The 26,456-nt window shown below is 71.4% G+C and carries 24 protein-coding genes and 1 pseudogene; 16 read left to right on the forward strand and 9 right to left on the reverse strand.

Annotation, left to right across the window (positions count from 1 at the left end; genetic code table 11):
• Positions 1 to 3: 3 nt before the first annotated feature.
• The 11 genes from ABZ192_RS09810 to ABZ192_RS09860 all read left to right on the forward strand — a co-directional run bounded on the left by ABZ192_RS09810 (position 4) and on the right by ABZ192_RS09860 (position 16,139).
• Entirely contained in the window at positions 4 to 1,968 is a 1,965-nt protein-coding gene (locus ABZ192_RS09810) for a YfjP family GTPase (protein ID WP_356923994.1), read from the forward strand.
• A gap of 328 nt (positions 1,969 to 2,296) precedes the next feature.
• Positions 2,297 to 2,773 (forward strand): single-stranded DNA-binding protein, encoded by a 477-nt coding sequence (locus ABZ192_RS09815; protein ID WP_356924179.1) that lies wholly within the window; start codon positions 2,297 to 2,299, stop codon positions 2,771 to 2,773.
• A gap of 280 nt (positions 2,774 to 3,053) precedes the next feature.
• Positions 3,054 to 4,463, forward strand: a complete 1,410-nt coding sequence (locus ABZ192_RS09820; RefSeq protein ID WP_356923995.1) for a Cys-Gln thioester bond-forming surface protein — start codon at positions 3,054 to 3,056, stop codon at positions 4,461 to 4,463.
• 106 nt (positions 4,464 to 4,569) lie between these two features.
• Positions 4,570 to 5,010 (forward strand): GNAT family N-acetyltransferase, encoded by a 441-nt coding sequence (locus ABZ192_RS09825; RefSeq protein ID WP_356923996.1) that lies wholly within the window; start codon positions 4,570 to 4,572, stop codon positions 5,008 to 5,010.
• Between the two features lie 163 nt (positions 5,011 to 5,173).
• Positions 5,174 to 6,625 carry a hypothetical protein gene (locus ABZ192_RS09830; RefSeq protein ID WP_356923997.1) on the forward strand — a complete coding sequence of 484 codons (1,452 nt, stop codon included), beginning with the start codon at positions 5,174 to 5,176 and terminating at the stop codon, positions 6,623 to 6,625.
• Positions 6,626 to 6,654: 29 nt separating this feature from the next.
• Positions 6,655 to 7,692 carry a glutamate ABC transporter substrate-binding protein gene (locus tag ABZ192_RS09835; protein WP_356923998.1) on the forward strand — a complete coding sequence of 346 codons (1,038 nt, stop codon included), beginning with the start codon at positions 6,655 to 6,657 and terminating at the stop codon, positions 7,690 to 7,692.
• Positions 7,693 to 7,740: 48 nt separating this feature from the next.
• Positions 7,741 to 9,075 (forward strand): hypothetical protein, encoded by a 1,335-nt coding sequence (locus ABZ192_RS09840; protein ID WP_356923999.1) that lies wholly within the window; start codon positions 7,741 to 7,743, stop codon positions 9,073 to 9,075.
• 146 nt (positions 9,076 to 9,221) lie between these two features.
• Complete coding sequence (locus tag ABZ192_RS09845; RefSeq protein WP_356924180.1) at positions 9,222 to 11,777, forward strand: tetratricopeptide repeat protein; 2,556 nt, start codon at positions 9,222 to 9,224, stop codon at positions 11,775 to 11,777.
• A 3-nt stretch (positions 11,778 to 11,780) separates the two neighbouring features.
• A complete protein-coding gene (locus tag ABZ192_RS09850) occupies positions 11,781 to 13,154 on the forward strand; it encodes a PP2C family serine/threonine-protein phosphatase (protein ID WP_356924000.1) in 1,374 nt (457 codons plus the stop codon).
• 100 nt (positions 13,155 to 13,254) lie between these two features.
• Positions 13,255 to 14,601, forward strand: coding sequence for a VWA domain-containing protein (locus tag ABZ192_RS09855; protein ID WP_356924001.1), 1,347 nt, complete (start codon positions 13,255 to 13,257; stop codon positions 14,599 to 14,601).
• 32 nt (positions 14,602 to 14,633) lie between these two features.
• Positions 14,634 to 16,139, forward strand: coding sequence for an FHA domain-containing protein (locus ABZ192_RS09860; protein ID WP_356924002.1), 1,506 nt, complete (start codon positions 14,634 to 14,636; stop codon positions 16,137 to 16,139).
• A gap of 78 nt (positions 16,140 to 16,217) precedes the next feature.
• On the opposite strand, the gene ABZ192_RS09865 is transcribed toward ABZ192_RS09860, so the two are convergent.
• Positions 16,218 to 17,213 carry a methyltransferase domain-containing protein gene (locus tag ABZ192_RS09865; protein ID WP_356924003.1) on the reverse strand — a complete coding sequence of 332 codons (996 nt, stop codon included), beginning with the start codon at positions 17,211 to 17,213 and terminating at the stop codon, positions 16,218 to 16,220.
• A 66-nt stretch (positions 17,214 to 17,279) separates the two neighbouring features.
• On the opposite strand from ABZ192_RS09865, the gene ABZ192_RS09870 reads away from it, so the two are divergent.
• Positions 17,280 to 17,693 (forward strand): globin, encoded by a 414-nt coding sequence (locus tag ABZ192_RS09870; RefSeq protein ID WP_086604702.1) that lies wholly within the window; start codon positions 17,280 to 17,282, stop codon positions 17,691 to 17,693.
• A 15-nt stretch (positions 17,694 to 17,708) separates the two neighbouring features.
• Here ABZ192_RS09870 and ABZ192_RS09875 read toward each other — a convergent pair whose 3' ends face one another.
• The 5 genes and pseudogenes from ABZ192_RS09875 to ABZ192_RS09895 form a co-directional block, all read right to left on the reverse strand.
• A complete protein-coding gene (locus ABZ192_RS09875) occupies positions 17,709 to 18,377 on the reverse strand; it encodes a hypothetical protein (RefSeq protein ID WP_356924004.1) in 669 nt (222 codons plus the stop codon).
• Complete coding sequence (locus tag ABZ192_RS09880; protein ID WP_356924005.1) at positions 18,374 to 18,787, reverse strand: thioesterase family protein; 414 nt, start codon at positions 18,785 to 18,787, stop codon at positions 18,374 to 18,376. The genes ABZ192_RS09875 and ABZ192_RS09880 overlap by 4 nt, the downstream gene beginning before the upstream one ends.
• Before the next feature lie 2 nt (positions 18,788 to 18,789).
• Positions 18,790 to 20,454, reverse strand: a complete 1,665-nt coding sequence (ettA, locus tag ABZ192_RS09885; RefSeq protein ID WP_356924006.1) for an energy-dependent translational throttle protein EttA — start codon at positions 20,452 to 20,454, stop codon at positions 18,790 to 18,792.
• A gap of 331 nt (positions 20,455 to 20,785) precedes the next feature.
• Positions 20,786 to 20,929, reverse strand: a pseudogene (locus ABZ192_RS09890) (GntR family transcriptional regulator); the annotation flags it as partial.
• A gap of 309 nt (positions 20,930 to 21,238) precedes the next feature.
• Positions 21,239 to 22,489 carry a multidrug effflux MFS transporter gene (locus ABZ192_RS09895; protein ID WP_356924007.1) on the reverse strand — a complete coding sequence of 417 codons (1,251 nt, stop codon included), beginning with the start codon at positions 22,487 to 22,489 and terminating at the stop codon, positions 21,239 to 21,241.
• A 35-nt stretch (positions 22,490 to 22,524) separates the two neighbouring features.
• On the opposite strand from ABZ192_RS09895, the gene ABZ192_RS09900 reads away from it, so the two are divergent.
• Positions 22,525 to 22,995, forward strand: a complete 471-nt coding sequence (locus tag ABZ192_RS09900) for a MarR family transcriptional regulator (protein ID WP_356924008.1) — start codon at positions 22,525 to 22,527, stop codon at positions 22,993 to 22,995.
• Positions 22,996 to 23,071: 76 nt separating this feature from the next.
• Here the strand turns inward: ABZ192_RS09900 and ABZ192_RS09905 are convergent, their stop codons facing one another.
• Positions 23,072 to 23,395 carry a hypothetical protein gene (locus ABZ192_RS09905; RefSeq protein ID WP_356924009.1) on the reverse strand — a complete coding sequence of 108 codons (324 nt, stop codon included), beginning with the start codon at positions 23,393 to 23,395 and terminating at the stop codon, positions 23,072 to 23,074.
• Positions 23,396 to 23,806: 411 nt separating this feature from the next.
• Between ABZ192_RS09905 and ABZ192_RS09910 the strand changes: the two genes are divergently transcribed.
• Positions 23,807 to 24,208 carry a DUF4234 domain-containing protein gene (locus tag ABZ192_RS09910; protein ID WP_356924010.1) on the forward strand — a complete coding sequence of 134 codons (402 nt, stop codon included), beginning with the start codon at positions 23,807 to 23,809 and terminating at the stop codon, positions 24,206 to 24,208.
• Here the strand turns inward: ABZ192_RS09910 and ABZ192_RS09915 are convergent.
• Positions 24,102 to 24,593, reverse strand: a complete 492-nt coding sequence (locus tag ABZ192_RS09915) for a DUF4440 domain-containing protein (protein WP_356924011.1) — start codon at positions 24,591 to 24,593, stop codon at positions 24,102 to 24,104. The two genes, ABZ192_RS09910 and ABZ192_RS09915, sit on opposite strands and share 107 nt — an antisense overlap.
• Positions 24,594 to 24,656: 63 nt before the next feature.
• On the opposite strand from ABZ192_RS09915, the gene ABZ192_RS09920 reads away from it, so the two are divergent.
• Both ABZ192_RS09920 and ABZ192_RS09925 read left to right on the forward strand, forming a co-directional pair.
• On the forward strand, positions 24,657 to 25,016 hold the full coding sequence (locus ABZ192_RS09920; RefSeq protein ID WP_356924012.1) for a helix-turn-helix domain-containing protein: 360 nt from the start codon (positions 24,657 to 24,659) through the stop codon (positions 25,014 to 25,016).
• A 106-nt stretch (positions 25,017 to 25,122) separates the two neighbouring features.
• Positions 25,123 to 25,839 (forward strand): DUF1963 domain-containing protein, encoded by a 717-nt coding sequence (locus ABZ192_RS09925; protein WP_356924181.1) that lies wholly within the window; start codon positions 25,123 to 25,125, stop codon positions 25,837 to 25,839.
• A 311-nt stretch (positions 25,840 to 26,150) separates the two neighbouring features.
• Here the strand turns inward: ABZ192_RS09925 and ABZ192_RS09930 are convergent, their stop codons facing one another.
• Positions 26,151 to 26,372, reverse strand: coding sequence for a hypothetical protein (locus ABZ192_RS09930; RefSeq protein WP_029181646.1), 222 nt, complete (start codon positions 26,370 to 26,372; stop codon positions 26,151 to 26,153).
• Positions 26,373 to 26,456 lie beyond the last annotated feature (84 nt).

The following is a 26,456-nucleotide window of genomic DNA, read 5'->3' on the forward strand; positions in this document are numbered from 1 at the left end:
CCGGTGACCGCCGTCACTGACCAGGACCACGACGAGCGCGCCGAGCAGCCGGGCGACGCGGACAAGGCAGCAGCCGCCGGGAACCCGGCGGCGAAGGCCCCCCAGAGCGCCTCCGGGCACGAGAGCAGGGACGGCACCCACGCGCGCGTGCCGGACGGCGACTCCACCTCCCGTACGGGCTCCGCCAGCTCCACGGCATCCCCGGGTTCCACAAGTTCCCCCGGCTCCACGGCATCCCCGGGTTCCACAAGTCCCCCCGGCTCCACGGCCTCCACGGCCTCCTGGGACGACGGGCTCATCGCGCGGCGGGTCGACGAGACCACCCAAGGACACCAGTACGCCGTGCTGGACAACCGCCCCGCCGCCCCGCCGACGGTCACCCCCCTGGCGTACGACGGACCGCTGCACTCCCGGCTGGAGGCCCTGCGCGAACTCGTGGGGCTCTCCCGCACCCGGCTCGACAGCCGGACGCTGGCGGAGGCCGGGCGGGTGCTCGACGAGGCGTCCGCCCGGCGCAGGCTCTCCGGGCAGCACACCGTCGTCGCCATCGCGGGCGCCACGGGCAGCGGCAAGTCACAGCTGTTCAACGCGCTGGCCGGAGTGGCCATCTCGGAGACGGGGGTACGCCGTCCCACCACCGCCGCGCCCATCGCATGCAGCTGGAGCGACGGGGCCGCGAGCCTCATCGAGCGGCTCGGCATCCCGCCCCGGCTGCGCCGCCGTCCGCTGCCGACCGGGCACGCGGAGTCCCAGCTGCGCGGACTCGTCCTCATCGACCTGCCCGACCACGACTCCGCGGCCGTACAGCACCGCGAGCACGTGGACCGCATTCTGGCGCTCGTCGACGCGGTCATCTGGGTCGTCGACCCCGAGAAGTACGCCGACGCCATCCTCCACGAGCGCTATCTGCGGCCGATGGCGGCCCACGCGGAGGTCATGTTCGTCGTCCTCAACCAGGTCGACCGGCTGCCCGGGGAGGCCGCCGAGCAGGTCCTCGACGATCTGCGGCGGCTCCTCGACGAGGACGGCATCGCCCTCGGGGAGTACGGCGAACCGGGTACGACCGTGCTCGCGCTGTCGGCGCTCACCGGCGACGGCGTCGGTGAACTGCGCGAGGCGCTCGGGCAGTTCGTCGCGGAGCGCACGGCGCCGGCCCGGCGTATCTCGGCCGACGTGGACATCGCGGCGGCCCGGCTGTGGCCCGTCTACGCCACGCGGCGGCGGACCGGGCTCAGCGAACAGGCCCGGGAGGAGTTCGCGGACCGGCTCGCCGACGCGGTGGGCGCCACGGCGGCGGGCGAGGCCGCCGAACGCGCGTGGCTGCGCAACGCCAACCGCGCCTGCGGGACACCCTGGCTGCGGTTGTGGCGCTGGTACCAGGACCGCGGCGAGCCCGCCACGGGGCGGCTCCCCTCGCGTACGCAGGCCGACGAGGAGGCCACCGCCCGGCAGCGGGTCGAGCAGGCGGTACGGACGGTGGCCGACCGGGCCTCGGCGGGCCTGCCCGCGCCGTGGGCGCAGGCGGTGCGCGAGGCGGCCGTCCGCGGCTCCCAGGGGCTGCCCGAGGCGCTGGACGAGCTGAGCGTGCGCGCGGGAGTGCCGACGGGGCGGCCGCCGCGGCCGGGGTGGTGGCCGGTGGCCGTGCTGACCCAGGCGTCCATGACGATCCTCCAGTTCCTGGGCGGGCTGTGGCTGGTGGGCCAGATCGTCGGGGTCATGGCGCCGAACCTGGGCGTTCCGGTGCTGCTGATGGTGATCGGCATCGTCGGCGGCCCGCTCATCGAGTGGAGCTGCCGGATGGCGGCACGGGGGCCTGCCCGGCGCTACGGGCTGGAGGCGGAACGCCGGTTGCGGGAGGCGGCGGCCGGGTGCGGGAGGGCCAGGGTGCTGGACCCGGTGGCGGCGGAGCTGCTGCGGTACCGGGAGGTTCGGGAGCAGTACGGGAGGGTGGTGGGGGCGGGGACGTGATGCCTCGACGGGAGGGGGTCACCTCGCGTTCCTGACCGCCTCGCGCCCCTGAAGGGGCCACCTCGCCTCCCTGATCACCTCGCCTCCCTGATCACCTCGCCTCCCTGATCACCTCGCCTCCCTGATCACCTCGCCTCCCTGATCACCCCGAGCCCCTGACCGCTCGGTGTCACCCGTCCAGGTGACGGCGTTGTCCACAGGCCGGGCGGTGATCCACAGCGCTCAGCGGGCCCGGCCCGGCGGCGGCAGTCTGGCGGACACAGCCGTACGGGACGGGCCCGTACGCGTCGGCCCGGTGTCGCAGGTCCGGGCGAGGGAGGGGTTCGCGATGAACGAGACGATGGTCTGTGCGGTCGGCAGGGTGGCGACGCAGCCGGTGTACCGGGAGATGGCGTCCGGCCCGTCGGCGAGGTTCCGGATGGCGGTGACCGCGCGCTACTGGGACCGCGAGAAGAACATGTGGACCGACGGGCACACCAACTTCTTCACGGTGTGGGCCAACCGCCAGCTCGCCACGAACACGGCGGCGTCGCTGACGGTCGGCGAGCCCGTGATCGTCCAGGGCAGGCTGAAGGTGCGGACCGACGTGCGCGAGGGGCAGAGCTGGACGTCGGCGGACATCGACGCGGTGGCGATCGGGCACGACCTGGCGTGGGGCACCTCGGCGTTCCGCCGCGGAGGCAAGACGGAGACGGCACCGGCGCCTACGCAGTCGGAGCCCAACTGGGAGACCCCGCAGGAGGTTTCACCGGAACCGGCCGGAGATCCCGCTCAACAGCCCCCGGAACCTGCAGTATTGACGTGACGTCAATCACCCGTCAGCCTGCCCGAACTGCGGCTTATCGGCGAGTGCGCACCGAAAAAACGGGCGTGGACTTGTCGATAAGCCCTGCTCACAAGGGGTCTCGGCGATAACGATTCCGAGTCGGATCACTCGTCCGACTGCCTCACCGGCGAGCGGCGTCCGCCACGTACCTAGGATGCCGGGCATGGCTTTCGGGGCTCTTGCGGCCTGTGAGGCTTGTGATTCTGCTGGTGGGACCGTACCCCCCCACATCGACGGGTCCTGCTCGAAGGGGAATTTGGTGTTTGCTTCGTTCTCTGCGGTGTTCGTACGCAGGCGAGGGGCTGCCCGCCTCGGTGCCGCGACGCTCGTGTCCGGGCTCGTCGCCGCGGGTGTGCTGGCCGGCGCCGGCCAGGCGACCGCCGAGGAGACGACGCCGAGTCAGGGCGGAGCGACCGCGACGATAGCCGGGCTGAAGACGTACGGCACCGCGGTGATACACGGTGCCACCGGGGACCAGCAGGTGTCGGCGGGCCTGTTCGAGATGTCCGTCGAGGGCGGCGGCATGCTCCAGACGTACTGCGTCGACCTGCACAACCCGACGCAGCGGGACGCCGAGTACCACGAGACGCCCTGGAGCGGCACGTCCCTGGGCGCCAACAAGGACGCCGGCCGGATCCGCTGGATCCTGCAGAACTCCTACCCGCAGGTGAACGACCTCGCGGCGCTGGCCCGGAAGGCGGGCGTCCGCGGTGCGCTGACCGAGCAGGACGCGGCGGCCGGCACGCAGGTGGCGATCTGGCGCTACTCGGACGACGTGGCGGTCGACGCCCTCGACCCGCAGGCCGAACAGCTCGCGGACTACCTGGAGAAGAACGCCCGGAGCCTGCCCGAGCCCCGCGCCTCGCTCACCCTCGACCCGCCGGCGGTCTCCGGCCGGCCGGGGGAGCGGCTGGGCCCGGTGACGGTGCACACCAACGCCAGCAGTGTGACGGTGAGCCCGCCGGCGGACGCCGCGACGAGCGGGGTCCGGATCGTCGACAAGCAGGGCAAGGCCGTCACGTCCACGTCCGACGGCGGACAGGTGTTCTTCGAGGTGCCCGAGGAGGCGGCGGCCGGCACGGCGGAACTGACCGTGCAGGCCTCGACGACGGTGCCGGTCGGCCGTGCCTTCGCCTCCGAGAGCCGGAGCCAGACGCAGATCCTGGCCGGTTCCAGCGAGTCGACGGTGTCGGCGACGGCGGCCGCGACCTGGGCGACGAAGGGCGCGATCCCGGCGCTGTCGGCGGCGAAGAACTGCGCCGAGGGCGGCGTGGACATCATCGCGTCCAACAAGGGCGACGAGCCGTTCACCTTCGAACTGGCGGGCCTCGAGCACACCATCGCCGCGGGCGAGTCCCGCACGGTGACGGTTCCGCTCCAGGAGGACCAGGCGTACGACTTCACGATCCACGGCCCGGGCGGCTTCACCCAGCGCTTCACCGGCATGCTGGACTGCCAGGTCCAGGGCAGCGGGACGGGCACGGCCACGCAGACCCTCGGTGAACCGAGCCCGGCATCGGTGGGCGGCACGGCGACGGACACCAACCTCGCCGAAACCGGCAGCTCGGGCGTCACGCCCCTCATCGCCGGCATAGCCATCACCCTGGTCCTGATCGGAGGAACGACCCTGATCGTGCTCCGCCGCAGGGAGACTCCGGCCGGGGACTGACGCTCCCGTCCGCTGACGCCCCCGCTCCGCTGACGCTCCACTGAAGGCCGCGTCCCAGGCAGGCCCTAGGCAGGCCCTAGGCAGGCCGTGGTTCTAGGCTCAGGGCATGAAGATCACGGTGCGGGCGGCGGCCGAGGCGGACCTGGCGGCGCTGCTGGGCCTCTACGGCGAACTGAACCCGGACGACACTCCGTTGTCCCAGGCGGCCGCGGAGGCCGTCTGGGCGGCGATATCCGGGCAGCAGGGGCGGACCGTCCTGGTCGCCGAGGCCGACGGTGCCGTGGCCGGGACGGCGGACTGCATCCTGATGCCGAACCTCACCCGTGGTGGCCGAGCCGTCCTGTTCGTGGAGAACGTCGTGGTGGCCGGCCGTTTCCAGCGGCGGGGCGTCGGACGCCGGCTCATGGAGTCGGCCGTGCGGCTGGGGGAGTCGGCCGGCTGCTACAAGGTGCAGTTGCTGGCGGCGGACGACGAGTACGTCCACCGCTTCTACGCGGCGTGCGGCTTCACGGCGGCGGCGCAAGGGTTTCGCCGCTACGTGGAGTAGTCGCGCGCATGCCCGGTGGGAACCGAACCGATCCCCCCGACGTGTATCTGGGCAAGGGGTGGTGCCTCGCGCTGCGATCAGATCAAGATCGAGGCAAGGGCGGTGCGGATGTCAGTGCCGGAAGGGATACTTGCGGCGACGGATGACCATGGGGGAGGTCACAGTGACACACCTGCCGACGAGCAGCACACCACCAACAGGCTCGGGCCTGCCCACTCTTCCGGCGGTACCGGCCCAACCGGCACCCGCGCACGCCACGCAACCGCCGCAAGGACCGCACGGCGGTACGGAGCCCCAGCCCCGCCGCACCGCCTTCGCCGAGGGACTGGACCGACTCCGCGCCGCCGCCGTCACGGAGCCCGGCCGCCTCCGAATCATCGGCGCCCTCCTCGCGCTTCTCGTCGTCGCCTTCGGCGCCGTCACCGCCTGGCAGATGACCGACCGAGCGGCGGCGGCTGACGACGTCCTCACCAGCAGTCAGCCCCTCAGTTCGGACGCGGCCGACATCTACCGCTCCCTCGCGGACGCCAACACCGCCGCCTCCAGCGGCTTCCTCGCCGGTGGTCAGGAGACGGCCGCCTCCCGAGACCGCTACGAGAAGGACATCCGCACGGCCGCGGAGAAACTCGTCAACGCCGCCGCCAACTCGGACCCCCACTCCCCGTCCGCGGCGACCATCGCCAAGCTCAACAGACTCCTCCCGGAGTACAAGGGCCTGGTCGAGCGCGCCCGCACCTACAACCGCCAGGGCTTCCCGGTCGGCGGCGCCTACCTCCGCTACGCCAACGAGAAGATGCAGGAGCAGATGCTCCCGGCGGCGGAGGACCTGTACACGAAGGAGAACCAGCGCCTGCGGGCGGACTACGCGGACGCCACTCCGTACCCGTGGGCCGCCATCGCGCTCGGCATCGCCGCCCTGGCCGCCCTCGCCTGGGCCCAGCACCGCAACTACCAGCGCACGAACCGCGTCCTGAACCAGGGCCTGGTCGCCGCCACGGCCACCGCGACCGTGGTCCTCCTCTGGCTGGTCGTCGGCCACAGCGTCGCCCGCGCGGGACTCGACGACTCCTACGAACACGGCGTCCGCTCCCTGAACGTGCTGCACGACGCCCGCATCGCCTCCCTCAAGGCACGGGGCAACGAGAACCTGACCCTGGTGGCCCGCGGCGCCGAGACGAAGAAGGTCGGCGCAGAGACCTACGACGCCTACGACTACGACTTCCGCACGGACATCGACGCCCTGGGCAAGCACTTGGCGGCCGCCGGGAAGCTCGCCGACGACGCATCGGGCGAAAACCCCGTCACGGCTGCCGTGGGCAACATGACGGAGTGGAAGAAGCGCCACGCCGCGGCCCGCGAGCAGGACGAGAACGGCAACTACCAGCAGGCGCTGGACAAGGTCGTCGGAACCGGCAAGACGACCGGCGAGTGCTTCGACAGCGTCGACGAGAACCTGCGCAGGGCACTCGCGCACGAGGAAACCGAGTTCAAGCGCGCGGCCGACGACGGCCGGGACGCCCTGACGGGCCTGTCGGTGGGCGCGGCCGTCCTCGCGGTGCTCGGCGCCGCCGGCGCGGTGCTCGGCATCGGCCGCAGGCTGTCGGAGTACCGATGAACGGGACACGGGTGAAAGGGGGCGCGACCATGCGAGCACGACGTCTGCGGGCCAGTCTGAAGGGCTGGGGCGGTGTGGCCGCGATGGCGGTCGTCTGCGCCCTGGTGGCGGTCTTCGCCCTGTGGGTCCCCCTGTCCGGACCGAGGAGCGTGGACGACCAGGCCGTCGCCCAGTCGGCCACGATCAAGGCCGAGAGGGCCGAAGAGGACTGCGAGGCCCCCGAGAAGCAGACCCTGTCGCCCTCCTCCGCAGACGGCGACACCATCCAGAAGATCAAGAACCGCCAGGGCGGGAAGCGCAAGCTGGTCGTCGGCGTCGACCAGAACAGCTACCGCTGGGGCTACCGCGACCCCAACAGCGGCAAGCGCGGGGAGCTGGAGGGCTTCGACATCGACCTGGTCCACCGCATCGCCGAGGACATACTCGGAGACCGGAACGCGGTCCAGTTCAAGGCGATCCCCACCAACCAGCGCATCCCGGCGATCCGGGACGGCAGCGTGGACATGGTCGTCCGCACGATGACGATCAACTGCGAGCGCATCGACCAGGTCGCCTTCTCGGCGCCGTACTTCAAGACCGGACAGCAGGTCCTGGCCCCCAAGTCCTCGCCCATCAAGGGCTACGACGGCACGCTCGCAGGCAAGCGGGTCTGCACGGCCGCGGGCTCCACGGCGTACTCCACGCTGAAAGCGGACAAGGAGCGCGGCGAACTCCCCGCCACCACCGACATCTCCAAGACCGTCCCGAACCAACTCGACTGCCTGGTCAGGCTCCAGCTCGGCGAGGCCGACGCGGTGGTCACCGACGGCGCGCTCGCCGCGAGCCAGGCGGCACAGGATCCGACGGTCGAGCTCAAGGGCGATCCCTTCACTGCCGAGTACTACGGCGTGGCGATGAAGAAGGACGCCCACGATCTGGTACGCCGGGTCAACCAGATCCTGGTGGACTACCGCAAGGACACCGCGACCGGCTGGCAGGCGTCGTACAACAAATGGCTGTCGGCCACACTGGGCAAGAATCCGGAGAAGTCGGAACCACCGGCACCGCAGTACCTGCGCACGACCTGACAACCGCACCGACCCCCGGGCCGGCACAACCGCAGCGAGAGGTGATCGATGGGCGTCACGGGATCCACCGGGCCGGTGATGGACCGGGACGAGGTGGACCGTGCGCTGGCGCGGCTCGGCGCGGAGCACGAGGCGATCGAGACCTCGCTCCTCGCCCTCCAGGACCACGCGGGCCGCAGACTCCTGGAGGGCGCCGAGCTCACCGGCGTCACCCGGGAACGCTGGACGTCCACAGAGGCGTCGATCACGCTGCTGTGGACGTACTTCGACGCGTACACGGCCGCCTTGCGCACCGCCCGGGAGATCCGGTCCCGCCGCCGCTGGTCCAGCCGCGAGGACCTGGTGGAGCTGACCGAGCTGCTGAACGGCGACTCGGTCACGGTCGCGGGCAGCGCCACGGCGACGGCCAACGCCCCGACCCTGCACGGCACGGGGAACAAACTCAGCGAACGCTACTCGCTCGCCACGCTCGTCGACCGGATGAACGAGCTGTACGCGACGAGCCTGGACATGGTCGTCGCGGCCGACGCGGTGTGGTCGGCGCTGCCGGCCCGGATCGACCTGCTGGCGGCCGAGCTCCAGCGCACCCGCAGGCTCGCGCACTCGGTCGGCGTGCGCCCCGGCGAGCACCCGGCGGGTGACGACCTGGAGCGCATCACCCGCACGCTCACGAAACTGCGCGAGCAGGTCGTGTCGGACCCGCTGGCGTTCTGGCAGGCCGCGGAGGGCAGTTCGGCTCCGGGCGGCGGCAGGCCGGACACGACGGTGTACGACCGGGAGGCGCGCGCCCTGGAGGACGTACGCCGGGAGATCGACGCGGTCCTGACAGTGCGGCAGGACGCCGAGAAGCGGATCGTCAGACTGCGCGACGTCCTCAGCCGCGCGGACCGTACGCTCGCCGAGGCGCGCACCGCCCGCGGCGAGGTCCTCGCGAAGATCGCCGCGACGGAGGTGCCGGTCGTCAGCGGACCGCCGACCGCGTTGCAGGAGCAGCTGGCGGCGGCCGCGGAGTACCGCAGACAGGCCCAGTGGCACCGCCTGTCCCCGCTCCTGGAGTCGCTGGAGCAGAAGGCGGAGGACGAACTGCTGCGCGCCCGCGAGTCGTTGACCGCGGTCACCGCACCCCTGGCGGTCCGTGCCGAACTGCGCGGCCGGCTCGACGCGTACAAGGCGAAGGTCGCCCGGCACGGCTTCGCCGAGGACACGCTGCTGGTGGAGCGGTACGAAAAGGCCCGCCGCATGCTGTGGAGCGCCCCCTGCGACCTGCGCGCCGCCGAACAGGCCGTGCTGCGCTACCAGCAGGCCGCGGCGGAACTGCTCGGCGGCCCGCGGGTGCCGGACCAGGGCGTACCGGAGGACGACCGGAGGGGGGCGGGCGCATGAGCGACAAGGGGGAGTCCGTGAGTCAGGCACCGAACGAACCACCCAACGAACCGCCGAGCCCGTCACCGGGCCAGGCACCGGTCGGAGCACCGGGCGAGCCGCAGCGCACCTGCCAGCGCCCCGCCTGCGGCGGCAGCTACGAGGACGTGGGCGGCGGCGAACTGTACTGCGACACCTGCGGCCTCGCACCGGTCGTCGCCGCTGGGGGTCCCCCCTCCGGGGGAGGCATGGTCGGGTCACCCCCCACCGGCATCACCGCCGGCGGCAAGGGCGGCTCACACGGCTCGGGGCGCAGCGGCAGCTCCCGCTCCAGCAGCCGCAGTTCCCGTACGTCGTCCCAGTCCTCGAAGTCCCGCCGCTCGGTGTCGGGACGCCTCTCGCGCTCCCTGTCGGGCAAGGCGACGGGCCGCTCGGTGTCGGTGCGCAGCTCCGGTTCCGCCGCCGGTTCCTCGTCCCGGGGCCGGCTGGGCGCGGGACTGGTCCAGGTCCCGCCGATCCCGCGGCCCGACCCGCGTGAAATGGTCCTGGACAACCCCGAGGTGCCCGAGCGGAAGCGGTTCTGCTCGCGCTCCGACTGCGGCGCCCAGGTGGGCCGTGCGCGCGGCGACCGGCCGGGACGCACGGAGGGCTTCTGCACCAAGTGCGGGCATCCGTACTCGTTCGTGCCGAAGCTGAAGGCCGGGGACGTCGTGCACGGCCAGTACGAGGTGGTCGGCTGCCTCGCGCACGGCGGGCTTGGCTGGATCTACCTGGCCGTCGACCGGGCGGTCTCCGACCGCTGGGTGGTCCTCAAGGGCCTGCTGGACACCGGCGACCAGGACGCGATGGCCGCGGCGATCTCCGAGCGGCGCTTCCTGGCGGAGATCGAGCACGCCAACATCGTGCGGATCTACAACTTCGTGGAGCACCTCGACCAGCGCACGGGCTCCCTCGACGGCTACATCGTCATGGAGTACGTCGGCGGCAAGTCCCTGAAGGAGATCGCCAACGCCCGCCGCACCCCGCACGGCAGGCGCGACCCGCTGCCGGTGGAGCAGGCCTGCGCGTACGGTCTGGAGGCCTTGGAGGCGCTCGGTCATCTGCACAGCCGCAACCTGCTGTACTGCGACTTCAAGGTCGACAACGCGATCCAGACCGAAGACCAGCTCAAGCTGATCGACATGGGCGCGGTGCGCAGGATGGACGACGAGGAGTCGGCCATCTACGGCACGGTCGGCTACCAGGCGCCGGAGGTCGCCGAGGCGGGCCCGTCGGTGGCGAGCGACCTCTACACCGTCGCCCGCACGCTCGCGGTCCTCACCTTCGACTTCCAGGGCTACACGAACGTCTACGTCGACTCCCTGCCCGACCCGGACAACATCGAGGTCTTCCGGCAGTACGAGTCCTTCTACCGCCTCCTGGTCCGCGCCACGGATCCCGACCCGGCCCGCCGGTTCGCCTCCGCGCAGGAGATGACCGAGCAGCTGACGGGCGTCCTGCGGGAGGTCGTCTCCCTCCAGTCGGGCCGCGCCCGGCCCGCCCTGTCCACGCTGTTCGGGCCCGAGCTGCGGGTCACGGATACGGAGTTGTTCCCGAAGCCGGCCGGTGAGGTGTCCCGGCTGGGAGCGAGGGTGGTGCGGAAGCGGCGCAACTCCGCGACGGCGGCGCTGCCCGTGGTCCCCTCCCAGCCCCATGCCGCCCAGCCGGCCGCCGGGCCCGGAGGAGCCGCGCCAGGGCCGGGCCCCGGCTGGGCGCCTGACCTGCCCGGACTCCGTGGCCTCGTCAAGCCCGTCGACACGCGCGCCGCCGCCCTCGCTCTGCCCGTGCCCCGCGTCGACCCGTCCGACCCCAACGCCGGTTTCCTCGCAGGCCTGATGACCTCCGCCCCGGCCGAGCTGCTCGGTGCCCTCGCGGCGGCTCCGGCCCCCTCGATCGAGACGCGGCTGCGGCAGATCCGGGCCTGGCTGGAGACCGGCGATCCGGCCGCCGCGCTGGAGGCGCTGGTCACGCTGGAGGGCGAACGGCCCGACGACTGGCGGGTGGTCTGGTACCGGGGCGTAGCCGCGCTGGTCACGGGGGACGACGAGGGCGCCGCGCTGGCCTTCGACGCGATCTACGACGCGTTCCCCGGCGAGATCGCGCCCAAGCTGGCGCTGGGCCTGTGCGCGGAGGTGCTGGGCCAGCTCGACAACGCCGCCGAGTACTACCGGCTGGTGTGGTCGACGGACCCGAGCTATGTGAGCGCCGCGTTCGGGCTGGCCCGCGTGCAGTTGGCGACCGGGGACCGGCGCAGTGCCGTACGGACGCTGGAGTCGGTCCCGGAGTCCTCCATCCACTACACGGCGGCGCGCGTGGCCGCCGTCCGGGCGCGGCTGCGGCAGCGCACGGCGACCGCCTCCGACGTACCGTTCCTGGAGGACCTCACGGCCGCCGCGGCGCAGGTCGAGGCCCTGGACGCGTACGGTCTGGACCCGGCGCGCCGGGAGCAGTTGTCGGCCGAAGTCCTCGGCTGCGCGCTGGACTGGGTACTCTCCGGGGGCCAGGGTTCCGCCCCTCCCGCCGCCGGAGGACGGACGCTGCTCGGCAGCGGCCTGGACGAGCGGGGCCTGCGTTTCGGCCTGGAACGCTCGTATCGCACGCTGGCCCGGCTGGCACGCGGCGGCGAGGAGAGGATCGACCTGGTGGAACGTGCCAATCGTTACCGCCCCCGGACGTGGGTGTAGTTGATGTCGCAGATGCCCCAGTTGTCCGCCTGCCCGAGTTGCGAGGAACCCCTCGAATCGGGTGACCGTTTCTGTGGCGCGTGCGGATATGACCTGTCCGCCGTGCCGGTACGGCCTCAGGACAACCCGACCATCACCATGAACGGCTCGGTGCCCGCGCAGGGCGCTCCGGCCGGTGCGTATCCCGAGCCGCCGTCGGTGCCGCCCGCCGGCGCGCCCTGGCCAGCCTCCGGGGCGGGCGCACCCCCGCTCCCCGGTGCCCCGCCGGCCGAGGGGGTCCGCTTCGACCGTCCGCCCCAGGCCGAGGGGCACGCCGCGCCGCCCGGCGGCCACGCCCCACAGTCGGAGGGATATCCGGCACAGTCCGAGGCCTACCAGGCACAGCAGCCCGACGAGTACCTCCTCCAGGCACCGGACCCACGGGTGTCCGCCGACCCGGCGGCCCAGGCCGCGGGCGCCGGCGGCAAGGTCTGCGTGGCCTGCCGGGCCGGCCGCGTGGACGATGACGGCTACTGCGAGAACTGCGGCCACGCCCAGCCGCGCGAACGGGACCACATGGAGCAGGAGTCCGGCCCGGTGGCCGCGGTCAGCGACCGCGGCCTGCGCCACCACCGCAACGAGGACGCGTTCGCCATCGGCAGCACCGCGCTGCCGGACGGCTCACCCGCCTCCGTGGCGATCGTCTGCGACGGCGTCTCCTCGGCGACCCGCCCCGACGACGCCTCGATGGCGGCGTCGAAGGCGGCGAGCGAGACACTGCTGGACGCCCTGCCGCGCGGCACGCACCCGCAGCAGGCGATGCACGACGCGATCATCGCCGCCTCGCGCGCGGTCAACTCGCTCGCCGCCGAACCCGCCACGGCCCGCGAACACGCCCTGCACCAGAACGCCCCCGCGTGCACCATCGTCGGCGCCGTGGTCACATCGGGCCTGCTGATCGTCGGCTGGGTCGGCGACAGCCGCGCCTACTGGGTCCCGATCGACCGGAGCGCACCCCCCGCCCGGCTCACCGAGGACGACTCGTGGGCCGCGCAGATGGTCGCCGCGGGCCTGATGAGCGAGGCCGAGGCCTACGCCGACGAGCGCGCCCACGCGATCACCGGCTGGCTCGGTGCGGACGCCTACGAACTGGAGCCGCACACCGCCGCGTTCAAGCCCGACCGGCCCGGCGTGGTGGTGGTCTGCACGGACGGCCTGTGGAACTACGCGGAGGCCGCCGACGAGATGGCCCGGGTCGTCCCGCTCGACGCCGCCGCGCAACCGCTGCACAGCGCCCGGGTGCTCGTCGGCCACGCCCTGGACGGCGGGGGCCACGACAACGTAACAGTGGCCCTCGTGCCGTTCCCGGCCGTCTCCCAGGGGGCAGGATCGGCCTGAGGCCGCTTCACGGGGATGCCTCAGCGGACCGGAGGGGACCGGTCCGCATACCGTCATCACTCCGCTCCGGCGGGGGCTTTCGAGGGGGATCGAAGCAGGCATGGCCAATTTCTCGAAGTCGAACGTGCCCCAGTTCTCGGTGGACGTGTACCAGAACGAGTACCTGCCGGAGGGTGCCGGCGAGGTCAACGCCATCGTCACGGTGACGGCGACCGGTGGCGGCACGATCGGCACCGCGGTCTCGGCGCCCCACCTCTTCTCGCCCGGCCAGGGCCCGTCCGCGGCCGTGGCGATCATGGTCGACTGCTCCGGGTCGATGGACTACCCGGCGACCAAGATGCGCAACGCCCGCGATGCCACGGCCGCCGCGATCGACACCCTGCGCGACGGCGTGCACTTCGCCGTGATCGGCGGGACGCACGTGGCCAAGGAGGTCTACCCGGGCGGCGGTCGCCTCGCGGTCGCCGACGCCACCACCCGCGAGCAGGCCAAACGCGCACTGCGCTCGCTCAGCGCGGGCGGCGGCACCGCCATCGGCACCTGGCTGAAACTGGCCGACCGCCTGCTGTCCTCCGCGGACGTCGCCATCCGGCACGGCATCCTGCTCACCGACGGCCGCAACGAACACGAGTCGCCCCAGGACCTGAAGGCCGCGCTCGACGCGTGCGCCGGGCGCTTCACCTGTGACGCGCGCGGTGTGGGCACCGACTGGGAAGTGAAAGAAGTCACAGGGATCGCCTCCGCCCTGCTCGGCACCGCCGACATCGTCGCCGACCCGGCCGGACTCGCCGCCGACTTCACGCAGATGATGGAGACGGCGATGGGCAAGGAGGTCGCGGACGTCTCCCTGCGGCTGTGGACCCCGGTCGACACCACTGTGAAGTTCGTCAAGCAGGTCGCGCCCACGGTCGAGGACTTGACCGGCCGGCGCACCGAGGCGGGCCCGCGCGCCGGCGACTACCCCCTGGGTTCCTGGGGAGACGAGTCCCGTGACTACCACGTCTGCGTCGAGGTCCCGGTCGCGAACATCGGGCAGGAGATGCTGGCGGCCCGGATCTCGCTGGTCATTCCGCAGCCCGACGGCACCGTCCAGAACCTCGGCGCGCAGGGCCTGGTCCGTGCCGTGTGGACGGACGACATGGTCGCCTCGACGTCGATCAACCCTCAGGTCGCCCACTACACCGGGCAGGCCGAACTGGCACAGGTCATCCAACAAGGGCTAGATCTTCGTAAGTCGGGAGATATGGATGGAGCCACGGCCAAACTGGGCCGGGCCGTTCAGCTCGCGAGTGCCTCCGGGAACGCCGATACTGCGAAACTGCTTGCGAAGGTGGTGGACGTGGTCGATGCCGCGACCGGTACTGTGCGACTGAAGGCGAAGGTCGAAGAGGCCGACGAGATGACGCTCGAGACCCGGTCCACCAAGACTGTTCGCGTGAAGAAGTGACCTAGAAGAGATCGAAGGAGGGACGCGCCGACATGCCGACCTGCCCGAACGGACACCAGTCGGGTTCCGACGACTGGTGCGAGGTCTGCGGTCACCGCATGGCGGGTGCCGTGCCTCCGCCTCCTCCTCCGCCGCCCCCGCCCGGCGGCTACGGCTTCCCGCCCCCCGGCGGCCCGGGCGGCCCCGGTGGCCCTCCCGGCGGACCCGGTGGTCCCGGTGGCCAGCCAGGTGGGCGTCCTCCGCACCTGTCCGCCGTGCCGAACGCCGAGCCGGAGCTCTGCCCGCAGTGCCGTACGCCGCGTGAGGGCGGCGCGCCGTTCTGCGAGGAGTGCCGGTGGAACTTCCTGACGAACACGGCGACTTCGTACACCCCCGCCGCACCGCCCCCGCCGCCGCCCGGCCCGGGCGTGCGCTTCCAGCCCCCGGGCCGACCCGGTCAGTCCGGTCCTCCCGGTCCGCCGAGTCCTCCCGGCCCGTCCGGCCCGCCCGGACCGTCGTACGGCGGCGGTGACTCGTACGAGTACCAGGGCTCCCGCCCGTCGCAGGTGAACCGCCCGGCCGAGCCGATCCCGCCCTTCGGGAGCGACCCTTCGGGCCAGCCCGGTCCCGGCGGCCCCGGCGGTCGTCCCGGTCCTGGTGGTCCGGGAGGTCCGGGTGGTCCCGGTCCCGGTGGTCCTCCCGGCCCGCCCGGATTCGGCCCCGACCCCTCGCGGCCGGTCCCGCCTCCGCCCGGCCCCGGCGGTCCTGGTGGTCCCGGTGGCCCCGGCGGTGCTCCGCAGGGATTCCAGCAGTCCGGCCCGCCGGCTCCGCCCGGGTTCCCGCAGGAGACCCAGCGTCCGCAGCAGGGCGGTCAGTCCTTCGGCGGTGGCGCTGACGACTGGGTGATCTCCCCGCCGTCGCCCACCGGCCCGGGCGGCGGCCCTGGCGGACCCGGTGGCCCCGGCGGTCCCAATGGCCCCGGTGGTCCCGGTGGCGGCTACGGCTACCCGCAGCCCGGCGCCACCCAGGCCCCGCCCGGTCCTGGCCCCGGTGGCGGTCCGGGCGGTGGCTACGGCTACCCGCAGCCCGGCGCGACCCAGGCCCCTCCCGGCCCCGGCGGCTTCCCGCAGCAGCCCCAGGCTCCGCAGGGACCGGCGACCTGGACCGCGACCATCGGCCCGGACCGTGAGTACTTCATGGCGATGATGCAGCGCTCCGGCCCCGAGGCCGCGGGCCTGAACCTGCCCGCGTACTCGCCCGAGCAGCAGCGCACGCTCACCGGCAACCAGATCACGATCGGCCGCCGCCGGCACTCCACCGGCGACACCCCGGACATCGATCTCTCGGTGCCGCCGGAGGACCCGGGCGTCTCGCACCAGCACGCGGTGCTGGTCCAGCAGCCCGACGGCAGCTGGGCGGTCGTCGACCAGAACTCGACGAACGGCACGACGGTCAACGGCTCGGAGGACCCGATCCAGCCGTTCGTCCCCGTGCCGCTCCAGGACGGCGACCGGGTACACGTCGGCGCCTGGACGACGATCACGATCCGCCGCGGCTGAGCCCGCTCAGGACCCGAGCCGGGTTCAGGACCCGAGCCGGGCTCAGGACCCGAGCCGGGTTCAGGACCCGAGCCCGGCTCAGGCCGGGAGGGGCCAGGCGTACGGCCCCTCCGGGTCGTCCAGCCAGGCCCACTCCCGGTCCCCGCTGACGGTGATGCCGTAGCGTTCGCGCTGCGGCCTGCCCTCCTGCTCCCACAGCGAGTGCGCCTCCTGCGGGTCGAGGGTGCCGCGGGTGAGGGCCAGCAGGAACCGGAACAGGTCGTCCTCCCTGGCCCGGCGCGGTACGCCGCCCAGTTGGAGCGGCTCGCCCCCGGGCCGGCTCCCGCCGCGCAGCGGCACGAAGTAGGCGGGCGTGTGCAGGAAGCGCCCCTCGGCGTGGTCGGCGTCGGTCACCGTGAGCACCACCAGGCCCGTGGCGAGCGGCATCAGGATCCGGCCACCGGGGCGGCTCTGGGCGAGCCAGGCGCGCGGCACGGTGCGCAGTGCGCAGGTGGCGATGATCCGGTCGAACGGCGCGCGCTCGGGCACGCCCCGGGCGCCGTCGCCGGTGACGACGACCGGGTGGTACCCGGCAGCGGCCAGGTGCCGGCGGGCCGACTCGGTGATCTCCGGGTCGAGATCGACGGTGGTGACCCGGTCGTCGCCCAGCCGGTGGGCGAGCAGCGCGGCGTTGTAGCCGGTGCCGGCGCCGATCTCCAAGACCGTGTTGCCGTCCTCCACGCGCAGCGCGGCCAGCATGTCCGCCATCAGGGACGGCTGGCTGCTGGAGGAGAGCAGTTCGCCGTCGCGCAGCCGGGTCGCCAGCGGGGTGTCCTCATAGGCGCCCCGTATCCACCGCTCCCGCCCCCGCGGGTCGGGGCTCTCGCCCCACCGGCGTTCGTAGCCGCCGGCGACACCGACGTAGTAGTACGGCACGAAGAGGTGACGTGGGACCGCCGCGAACGCCTCGCGCCACACCGGGTCGGCGGCCCAGGCTCCGCTCGCGTCGATCCGGCGCACGAGCGCCGCCCGCGCGGAGGCGGCGAGATCGTCCGATTCCCTGTCGCGTTCCCTGTCGGGTGCATGCCCGCCCATACCCCCACAGTAAGGGCACCGGGGCCGGTCCTAGGCCTTGAGACCTATGTCGTCACGTCTGAGAGCATGGAGGGCGTGAAAGAGATTCGGCGCGGCACGCTTCAGGAGCAGACCTTCTACGAGCAGGTCGGCGGGGAGGAGACCTTCCGTCGGCTCGTCCACCGTTTCTACGAGGGAGTCGCCGAGGACCCGCTGCTGCGGCCCATGTACCCCGAGGAGGACCTGGGCCCGGCCGAGGAACGCCTCACGCTCTTCCTCATCCAGTACTGGGGCGGCCCCACGACGTACAGCGACAACCGTGGCCACCCGCGCCTGCGGATGCGGCACGCGCCCTTCACGGTCGACCGTGCGGCGCACGACGCCTGGCTGAAGCACATGCGGGTCGCCGTCGAGGAGCTCGGGCTGTCCGAGGAGCACGAGCAGACGCTGTGGAACTACCTGACGTACGCGGCGGCCTCGATGGTGAACACCCCGGGCTGACAGACAAGGGCGTTGTCAGCGGACGCTGACGTCCAGCGCCCCGAGCCCGGCCTGCCGTACGGCGATCGACCCGTACGGCGTGCGGAGCCTGAGCCACGCGCCCGACGAGAACAGTCCCAGTGGCACGCCGGGCCGCAGGAACCCGAGCGACTGTGCCGCGTGCACGGCCCGGACCGGGAGCCGGGTGTCGCCGACCGTACGGGACCAGATGTCCCGCCCGATCCGGTCCAGCTCGGCCCTCGTACGCCGCTCGTCCGGCAACTCCCGCGTACGCGACCGGAACTCGGCGACGGCGGCGGCCACGAGGGACCGCAGCGCCTCGGGCGCCGGCAGCCCCGGCTCGGGCCGCCAGCCACCGCGTGGCGGCAGCACGCCCGCCCACGGCGGCCCGGTCACCGCGCCCGGCACGACGGCCGTGGCGCCCTTCTCGTCCGCCGACTCCAGCAGCTCACCGGCGGACACGGTCACGTCAAGGGTGACGTCGAGCCCGTCCTCGTACGGCTTCGCCAGCCGCACCGCGCGCACGGCCAGCACCTCGAAGGACGGCGGCCGCCCGAACACGGCCAGGGCGGTGCCGGCCGCCTGGAGGCGCACGGCGGCCCCGCGGTCGTAATGGAGCAGCCGGGAGAGGAAGGCCGCGAGATCCGCCGCCTCCCCCTCGTCGGCGAGGTGGAGCACCGTCATGCGGCGACGGCCTCCTCCTCGTCGTCGTCCATGTACTCCCGGAGGAACTCGCGCTCCTCCGAGGTGAGCCGGCGCGGGCGCTGGGCCTCGAAGTCGAACGGCACTATCACCGTCGAGGCCCGTACGTAGACCAGGTCGTCGTCCTTCACCTCGTAGGTGAGGGTGAAGGACGCCGCCCTGATCTCCGTGACCCACAGCTCGATGTCCACCGGGGTGTGCCGGTGGACCAGTTGCCGCTTGTAGTCGATCTCATGGCGTGCCACCACGGACCCCTGCTTGAAGTCCTTCTCCGGACGGAACAGGAAGTCGATACGGGCCTCCTCCAGGTAGCGGAGGAACACCACGTTGTTGACGTGGCCGTAAGCGTCCATGTCCGCCCAGCGCAGCGGGCAGCGGTAGATGTGCCGCAAGATCAGCCCCGGGTCAGCTTCTTGTAGGTGGCGCGGTGCGGACGCGCGGCGTCCGGGCCGAGCCGCTCGATCTTGTTCTTCTCGTAGGACTCGAAGTTGCCCTCGAACCAGAACCACTTGGACTCGCCCTCGTAGGCGAGGATGTGCGTGGCGACGCGGTCCAGGAACCACCGGTCGTGGGAGACGACCACGGCGCAGCCGGGGAACTCCAGCAGCGCGTTCTCCAGGCTGGAGAGGGTCTCGACGTCGAGGTCGTTGGTCGGCTCGTCGAGGAGCAGCAGGTTGCCGCCCTGCTTGAGCGTGAGCGCGAGGTTCAGCCGGTTGCGCTCACCGCCGGAGAGCACACCGGCCGGCTTCTGCTGGTCCGGGCCCTTGAACCCGAAGGCGGAGACGTACGCGCGCGACGGCATCTCGACCTGGCCCACGTTGATGTAGTCCAGCTCGTCGGAGACGACCGCCCACAGCGTCTTCTTCGGGTCGATGTTCTCGCGGCTCTGGTCGACGTAGGAGATCTTGACGGTGTCGCCGACCTTGATGGATCCGGAGTCGGGCTCCTCGAAGCCCTGGATCATCTTGAACAGCGTCGTCTTGCCGGCGCCGTTCGGGCCGATGATGCCGACGATGCCGTTGCGCGGCAGCGTGAAGCTCAGGTCGTCGATGAGCAGCTTGTCGCCGAAGCCCTTGGTGAGGTTGTTGACCTCGACGACGACGTTGCCCAGGCGCGGGCCCGGCGGGATCTGGATCTCCTCGAAGTCCAGCTTCCGCATCTTGTCGGCCTCGGCGGCCATCTCCTCGTAACGGGCCAGACGCGCCTTGGACTTGGCCTGCCGCCCCTTGGCGTTCGTCCGCACCCACTCGAGCTCTTCCTTGAGCCGCTTCTGCCGCTTGGCGTCCTTCTGGCCCTCGACCTTGAGCCGGGCGGCCTTGGTCTCCAGGTACTTCGAGTAGTTGCCCTCGTAGGGGTAGAGGCGGCCGCGGTCGACCTCGCAGATCCACTGGGCGACGTTGTCGAGGAAGTACCGGTCGTGGGTGACCGCCACGACGGTGCCCGGGTACTTGGCCAGGTGCTGCTCCAGCCAGTTCACGGACTCGGCGTCGAGGTGGTTGGTGGGCTCGTCGAGCAGCAGCAGGTCGGGCTGCTCCAGCAGCAGCTTGCACAGCGCGACGCGGCGGCGCTCACCGCCGGACAGGTTGGTGACGGGCCAGTCGCCGGCCGGGCAGCCCAGCGCGTCCATGGCCTGCTCCAGCTGGGCGTCGAGGTCCCAGGCGTTGGCGTGGTCGAGTTGCTCCTGGAGCTTGCCCATCTCGTCCATGAGCTCGTCGGTGTACTCGGTCGCCATCTGCTCGGCGATCTCGTTGAACCGGTCGAGCTTGCCCTTGATCTCGGCGACGCCCTCCTGGACGTTCTCCAGGACGGTCTTGTCCTCGGTCAGCGGCGGCTCCTGGAGCAGGATGCCGACCGTGTAACCCGGGGTGAGGAAGGCATCACCATTGGACGGCTGCTCGATCCCGGCCATGATCTTGAGGATCGTCGACTTTCCGGCGCCGTTCGGGCCGACGACGCCGATCTTCGCCCCCGGGAGGAAGCTCGTCGTCACGTCGTCGAGGATCACCTTGTCGCCGTGCGCTTTGCGCGCCTTGCGCATGGTGTAAATGAACTCAGCCAAGAGAAACCGTCCGGCAGCTTGAAACTGGCAGTGGGCAGATACACCCCATCTTGCCGTACCGCCACCCCTGGGTGGAAACGCGTATGTCCGAGGGGCCCTGAACTGGGGCTTCGTGTTGGACGGCTGAGACTCGCCTGTCACTGCCGGTCGCCGTTGGTCGGCCTCGGGCACCCTCGCACGGCCCAGAGACGGCCCGGGGGCGATCACTCGATGGCAGCTTGTACGGGGGTGGGCCACCGTCGCGACGTGAACGGCAGGGCTGACCGCCCTCACCGCTTGACAGACGTGGACGCGCCGAAGCGCCGCCGCAGCCCGCCCGCGAAGCCTGTGCCTACCGGTTGATCGGGATCTCGTAGACGATCTCGCAGTGAGCGGCGGGCACGGCGATGTCCGCTGTCTCGACGGGCCGCCCCTGGTCGCTGTAGTACGTCCGCCGGATGTGCGTGACGAGTGCGGCCTTCTGGATGCCGTTGAGCACCGATGACCAAGGCGGCTACGTCTCCCGCCTGGCGGACCACATCGAGGCATTCCCACTCGGCTTGGCGTCCCAACTGCTGGAGCATCCGGCGTGCACCTGGCACGCCCGCGGTGGGGGGGGGTGGGCCTGGTGGCCACCGCTTGGGAGAGAGGCTGGGGCGTCTGTCGGTGACCAGCGGATGATCAGTTGGCTGTCCGTGCTGATTCCGGCGGCACGGGAACTCACGCATGTCGAGATCAGCACGCGCTCGCTGGTGCCCGAACGCACCGACATCTGGCCCCGGAACTCCGGAAATGAGCAGGTGTTTCACGTACGGCGGGCGTTGAGGACGGCCAGCGCGGCTGCGGCGCAGATGGCCATGGTGGTGCCCATGGCGACTGCGGTGACCTGGCCGGGCAGGCTCATGGCAGAGGCGGCGAGGCCGCCGACGAGGAATTGCAGTAGTCCTTGCAGGGAGGAGGCGGCTCCGGCGGCGGAGCCGTGGCCGCTCAGTGCGAGGGATGTGGCGTTGGCCAGCACGATGCCGAGCATGGACACCACCAGGAAAAGGCAGGTCAGCAGCAGCGGTAGCGGGAGGCTGAGCAGGGCGCAGGTCAGGACGCCGGCGGAGCCGAGGGTTGCCACGGTCAGACTGACGTGCAGCAGGGTGTGCTCGTCGGCGGCGCGGCCGACGAGCCAGCCGCTGACCTGCCCGAACAGCACGATGCCCAGACCGTTGAGGCCGAAGACGAGGCTGAACTGCTGGGCCGTGAGCCCGTAGGCGTCTTGCAGGACGAACGACGATCCGGAGATGTAAGCGAACACGGCGGCGAACATCAGTGCCGCTGCGAGCACGTAGCGCAGGTAATGGAGGTCGGTGACCAGCGTCCGGAAGGTCCGCAGCGTCGCGCGCAGGTGGGCCGGCGCCCGATTGGCGTCCGGCAGCGACTCGGGCAGCGCGAAGACGACCGCAAGCAGCAGGACGGCACCGACGGCGGCGAGCACCAGGAACACCGCGCGCCAGGTGGTGAGCGTCAGCAGTTGACCGCCGATGACGGGCGCCACGACCGGGGCAACGCCGTTGACGACCATGAGGGTGGAGAAGAACCGGGTCATGGCGGTGCCGGAGAACAGGTCCCGCACGATGGCCCGGGCCAGGACCGTGCCCGCGGCCGCCCCCAGCGACTGCAGGATCCGGCCGGCGATCAGCCAGCCGACGGTGGGCGCCAGCGCGCACCACAGCGACCCCGCTAGGTACAGCGCCATACCGGCCAGCAGCGGGCGGCGCCGGCCCCATGCGTCCGACAGCGGACCGACGATTACTTGGAAGAGGGCCAGGCCGGCGACGAACGCCGTGAGGGTCATCTGAACCATCGGCGCGCTGGTGTGTAGCTGGTGAGCCATGCTCGGCATGGCGGGTAGGTACATGTCGATCGTGAGCGCACCGAAGGCGCTCAGCGAGCCGAGCACCAGGGCCAGCCGCGCCCGGCGCCCCAGGTTCACCGGCTTGGGGACGTCGGTGCTCTCCGCCGTGGTGACCGTCTGCCGACCTTGCGCATCGCCGTGAGTTATGGACATATAATTATGGTGCCATAACTCAGTAGGGTGGTGCCATGCCCCACGACACAAAAGACGCCGTCGGCGCGGACGCCGGTGGCCCGCTCGCCGACCTCGCCGACCTGATCCTCAACGTCGGCCGGCTGGTGCGTGCCCGGACCCCGGAGGACCCTCAGGTGGTGCCGCTGACCGAAACCGAGCGGCAGGTGATGCGGGTCGTCGACCTGTACCCCGGGGCCGCGCCCAGCGAGATCGCCCGCCGCACCCGGCTGCAGCGCACCAACGTCAGCACGGCGCTGCGCAGCCTCGAGGGCAAGGGGATGGTTTCCCGCGCCGCCACCAACGGCCGCGGCATCGCCGTGCGCCCGACCGAGCGTGCGGCGGCCAACCTCCGGGTGCTGCGCGCCGCCTGGGCACAGGAGCTCGCCGCTATTCTGGGCGACGACCTCGACACGGTCCGGAAATGCACCCACCTGCTCAGCCACCTGGAACAGCGGCTCACCGCCGACGATCAAGGCGGTCCATGACCCCACGAGAACCACTGGGTGAGCGGGCCGGGCCTGGCTCCACCAGTTCAGACGGCTGTGGCTCATTCTGAAACCATCAGTAAAGCCGTAGAGCCGACCGCCCCAGCCACAGAAGGTGTCTCTCACTCCATGCCCGCGCCGTGCGCGGGCGCGTCGGCACGAACGGCACCAGGGCGTCCGCGATCACCACGTCATCGCCGGACGCCAGAACCGAATCGACGAACTCGGCAGTTGCGGCGATCAACGTCCCCAGGGCGACGGCGCCGGTCGCCTTGAACTGCCCAGCCACCGCGGCGAACTGCGGCCTGGTCAAGATCTCCTCCTCGCGGAAGTGATCAACCCGCAGTCCCTTCTCGACCAGCCATCGGGACAGGCCGGCACAGAGCGTCGACTTGCCCACCCCGGGAGATGCTCCCCACACGGTGATCAGAACCGCCATAGCTGCCGAGCCTGGGAAGGGCAGCCATCGCTGCCAACCCCACCGCGTCTCCGCCCGTCCCTGCGACAGGTCCTGTCCTTCATGCCGGAAACGGATCGGCGCCGGTAGTGGCTGGTCCGGGATCGGGCCTGATGGCGACGGCGCCAGTCGGACCAGCTGAGCCGATGGGTGACGTCGGGGTCAGGCTGGCCGGAGGGCTCTGACCTGCGGTTTCGTGGTTGACGGCGGAGGTCGCCGACCAGGGCCGGTCGCCGTTGGCCGGCCCGGGGTGGCCCCGCACGATCCGGAGGCGTCCTGGCCCGAGGGGCCCCGAACCTCACCACGCGCACCTGGCGGCTGATCGTGATGCACTGGATTCATGGGAGGTGCGTCATGTCAGGTCGCGCTGGAAAAACCCGGAACATATTCCTTGTCTGGCTGATCTGGCCGCTGATCACGCTGGGCATCTACCACTTGGTTTGGTATTACAAGGTGAATCGCGAAGCCCAGGACTTCGATCGCCGCATTGAGGTCAATCCGGTGATGGCGCTCCTGGCTCTGGCCGTCGGCTGGCTGCTGATCATTCCGCCCTTCGTGTCGGTCTACAACACCGGACTGCGCATCGCCCGCATGCAGCAGTCGGCCGGGATGGAGCGCAGCTGCAATCCGTGGATCGGCCTCATCCTCTTCATCGTGGCCGGGCTGTACCCGCTCTACTACCAGCACGAGTTGAACCAGATCTGGGCTCACTACCAGGTTCCGGAAGAGGGCGAGCAGGTGCCTCTGGCTGCCTGAGTTGCTGTGCACGGGTGCCGAAGGGGTTGTCGATGACGTAGCGCCAACGACCGTCCGGGCCCCGCCGGGCGACGTCGGTGGCCGTTCCCTCGACGTGCACGGCCTGTCCTTCCCGGTCGGTGCCGTCGATGACCCAGTCGACTATCAGCAGCGCCAGGTCTCCGTTGCGGTACACGTGCCGTGGACGGACCGAGATGGGAACTCCGAGTTTTTGCAGGTGCTCGTTGGCGGCGTGCAGGTCCGGGCCGGTCACCGGCGTTCCCGGCTGCGGGACCAGCACCGCCGTGTCCTCGTAGACCTGCGCCAGTGCGGTGGGGTCGCCGCTGTTGAACCGCTCGGCGAACACCGCGGGTACCTCTTCGGGGCGATCGGCCAGTTCTCGCATGATCAACAGACGTCCTTCCGGGCCGGGAGAATCGAGATGCCCGACACGTTAGGAGGCGATGCCGTGACTCACCGAACGGTTGGTCACCCGGCAGGGCTCCCCGACGACCCGCGCGCCGACGTCACCGCGCCTACCCCGGAGTGCCCGGTGGAGATCACGCTGGCGGCCCTGCGCGGCCGCTGGATGGTGGTGCGCGAGCTGCTGCGCGGCGACCGCTCCTACAGCGAGCTGCGCGCGGCCTTGCCCATGGTGTCGGACAAGGTGCTGTCCGACCGGCTGGCACAGCTCGGCGAGGCCGGAGTGGTGGAGCGCGACCGTAGGCCGGGCTGGCCTCCGCGCGTGCGCTACGCGCTCACCCGGAGTGGACGCCGCCTCGGCCCTGTCCTCCAGGCTCTGTGGGACTGGGGAGCGGAGGCCCCGTGAGGGCGGGGGTTGAGAAGATCGGAGCATGCAGTTCGACGATCCTGCCGGCTTGAGCCGCATATGTACGGAACGGCTCGGTGAGAAGGCCGGCCGGCAGTTTGCCGCCATGGCCCGACGCGGCTTTCGGCTCATCCGCTCGACGGGAAGTACCCCGGCCACCGGGCGGTGCCGGCTCGGTGGGCCTGCCCTCCTGGAACCGGAGACGCCCTGGCCCGAACACAGTGGGGTTCCCTTGTCCCTGCACGCCGTACTGGACACCGATGCCCTCGCCGCGTGGCTGGGCGATGAACTGCCGGTACGGCCCGGTCTGCTCAACTTCTTCTATCTCGATCCGGACGTGCCGTACGAGGAGTACCGCAAGCTGGACCTGTACGGATCCGGGGTGTGCCGCGTGATTCCCGCCGACCCGGCACGGGCGGTCGAGACGGCCGCTCCCGAACCAGCGAGGAGCTACCCGGCCGTGCCCGTCCACGCGGCTGAGGTGACCATGCTCCCGGACTGCTGGGACGTCGAGGACGACGACGTGGAGTTCGACAGGGGCCGGCACTGGGGAGCGGCATCGCTCATTCTCAGCGAGATGGGAGATCTCGACGGGAACACCGCCGGCAGTCACTGCGCCTTCGGCTGGCCGGACACCTCACACACGCTCAAGGTGTCGTCCCGGGACGCCGACGGCTGCGCCGTCCATCTGCTCCAGCTCGCCGAGGACACCGACCTCGGATGGGGCTGGGGAGACGCCGGAACGCTGTACTACACGATCCCGGCCAAGGCACTCGCGACCGGCGACTTCCGCGAGGCAGGGGCAGAGATCCTCTGCTGCTGACTGGTCGGAGCCCGCCGGAAACGGCCCCTCATCGGCAAGGAAACCGCTGGTGAGGGGCGTTTTCATGCCCTCTGTGGCACGTTTTGGTGTCAGTGCCGGTCGCCGTTGAGGGGCTCCGGTGCCGTCGCGCCGTCGTCCTCTCCGAAGTCCGGGGCCTGGAAGGGGTTCGTGGCCGGGGGCGGCGATGCCGTGGCCGCGGAGTGGGGTGCCCCTTCCGGGGCGGAGAAGAGCGAGGTCAGATCGATGGGAGGTCTCCTTCTGGTGCCAGGCCCCGGGAGGGACCTGGTGTGCCGTGACCGGGCACAGCGGTGTCAGAGCTTGGTCATCTTGGCGTACGGGCTCAGGATCCGGTGCTGGGCGGAGCCGAAATCCACGAGGACCGCGATGCCGTCCTCGATGCCGATGACCCGGCCGAGGCCGTACATGTCGTGGGTGACCTGGTCGCCCACAGCGAAGTGCTTGGGAGCTGGAATGACCGGGGCCCTGAAGGGGCTGGTGGGCAGATGGCGCTTCGGTGCAGCAGGCTTTGTCATTGCCCCTAGTATGCGCCCTCGCGTGTTCGGGTGCCTCAGTCCGTCCATCTCCGTTGTCCCACAGGGCTCCGGCCGGTCTCGCGA

It is taken from the genome of Streptomyces sp. NPDC006235 (assembly GCF_040613735.1).
Taxonomy (GTDB): domain Bacteria; phylum Actinomycetota; class Actinomycetes; order Streptomycetales; family Streptomycetaceae; genus Streptomyces.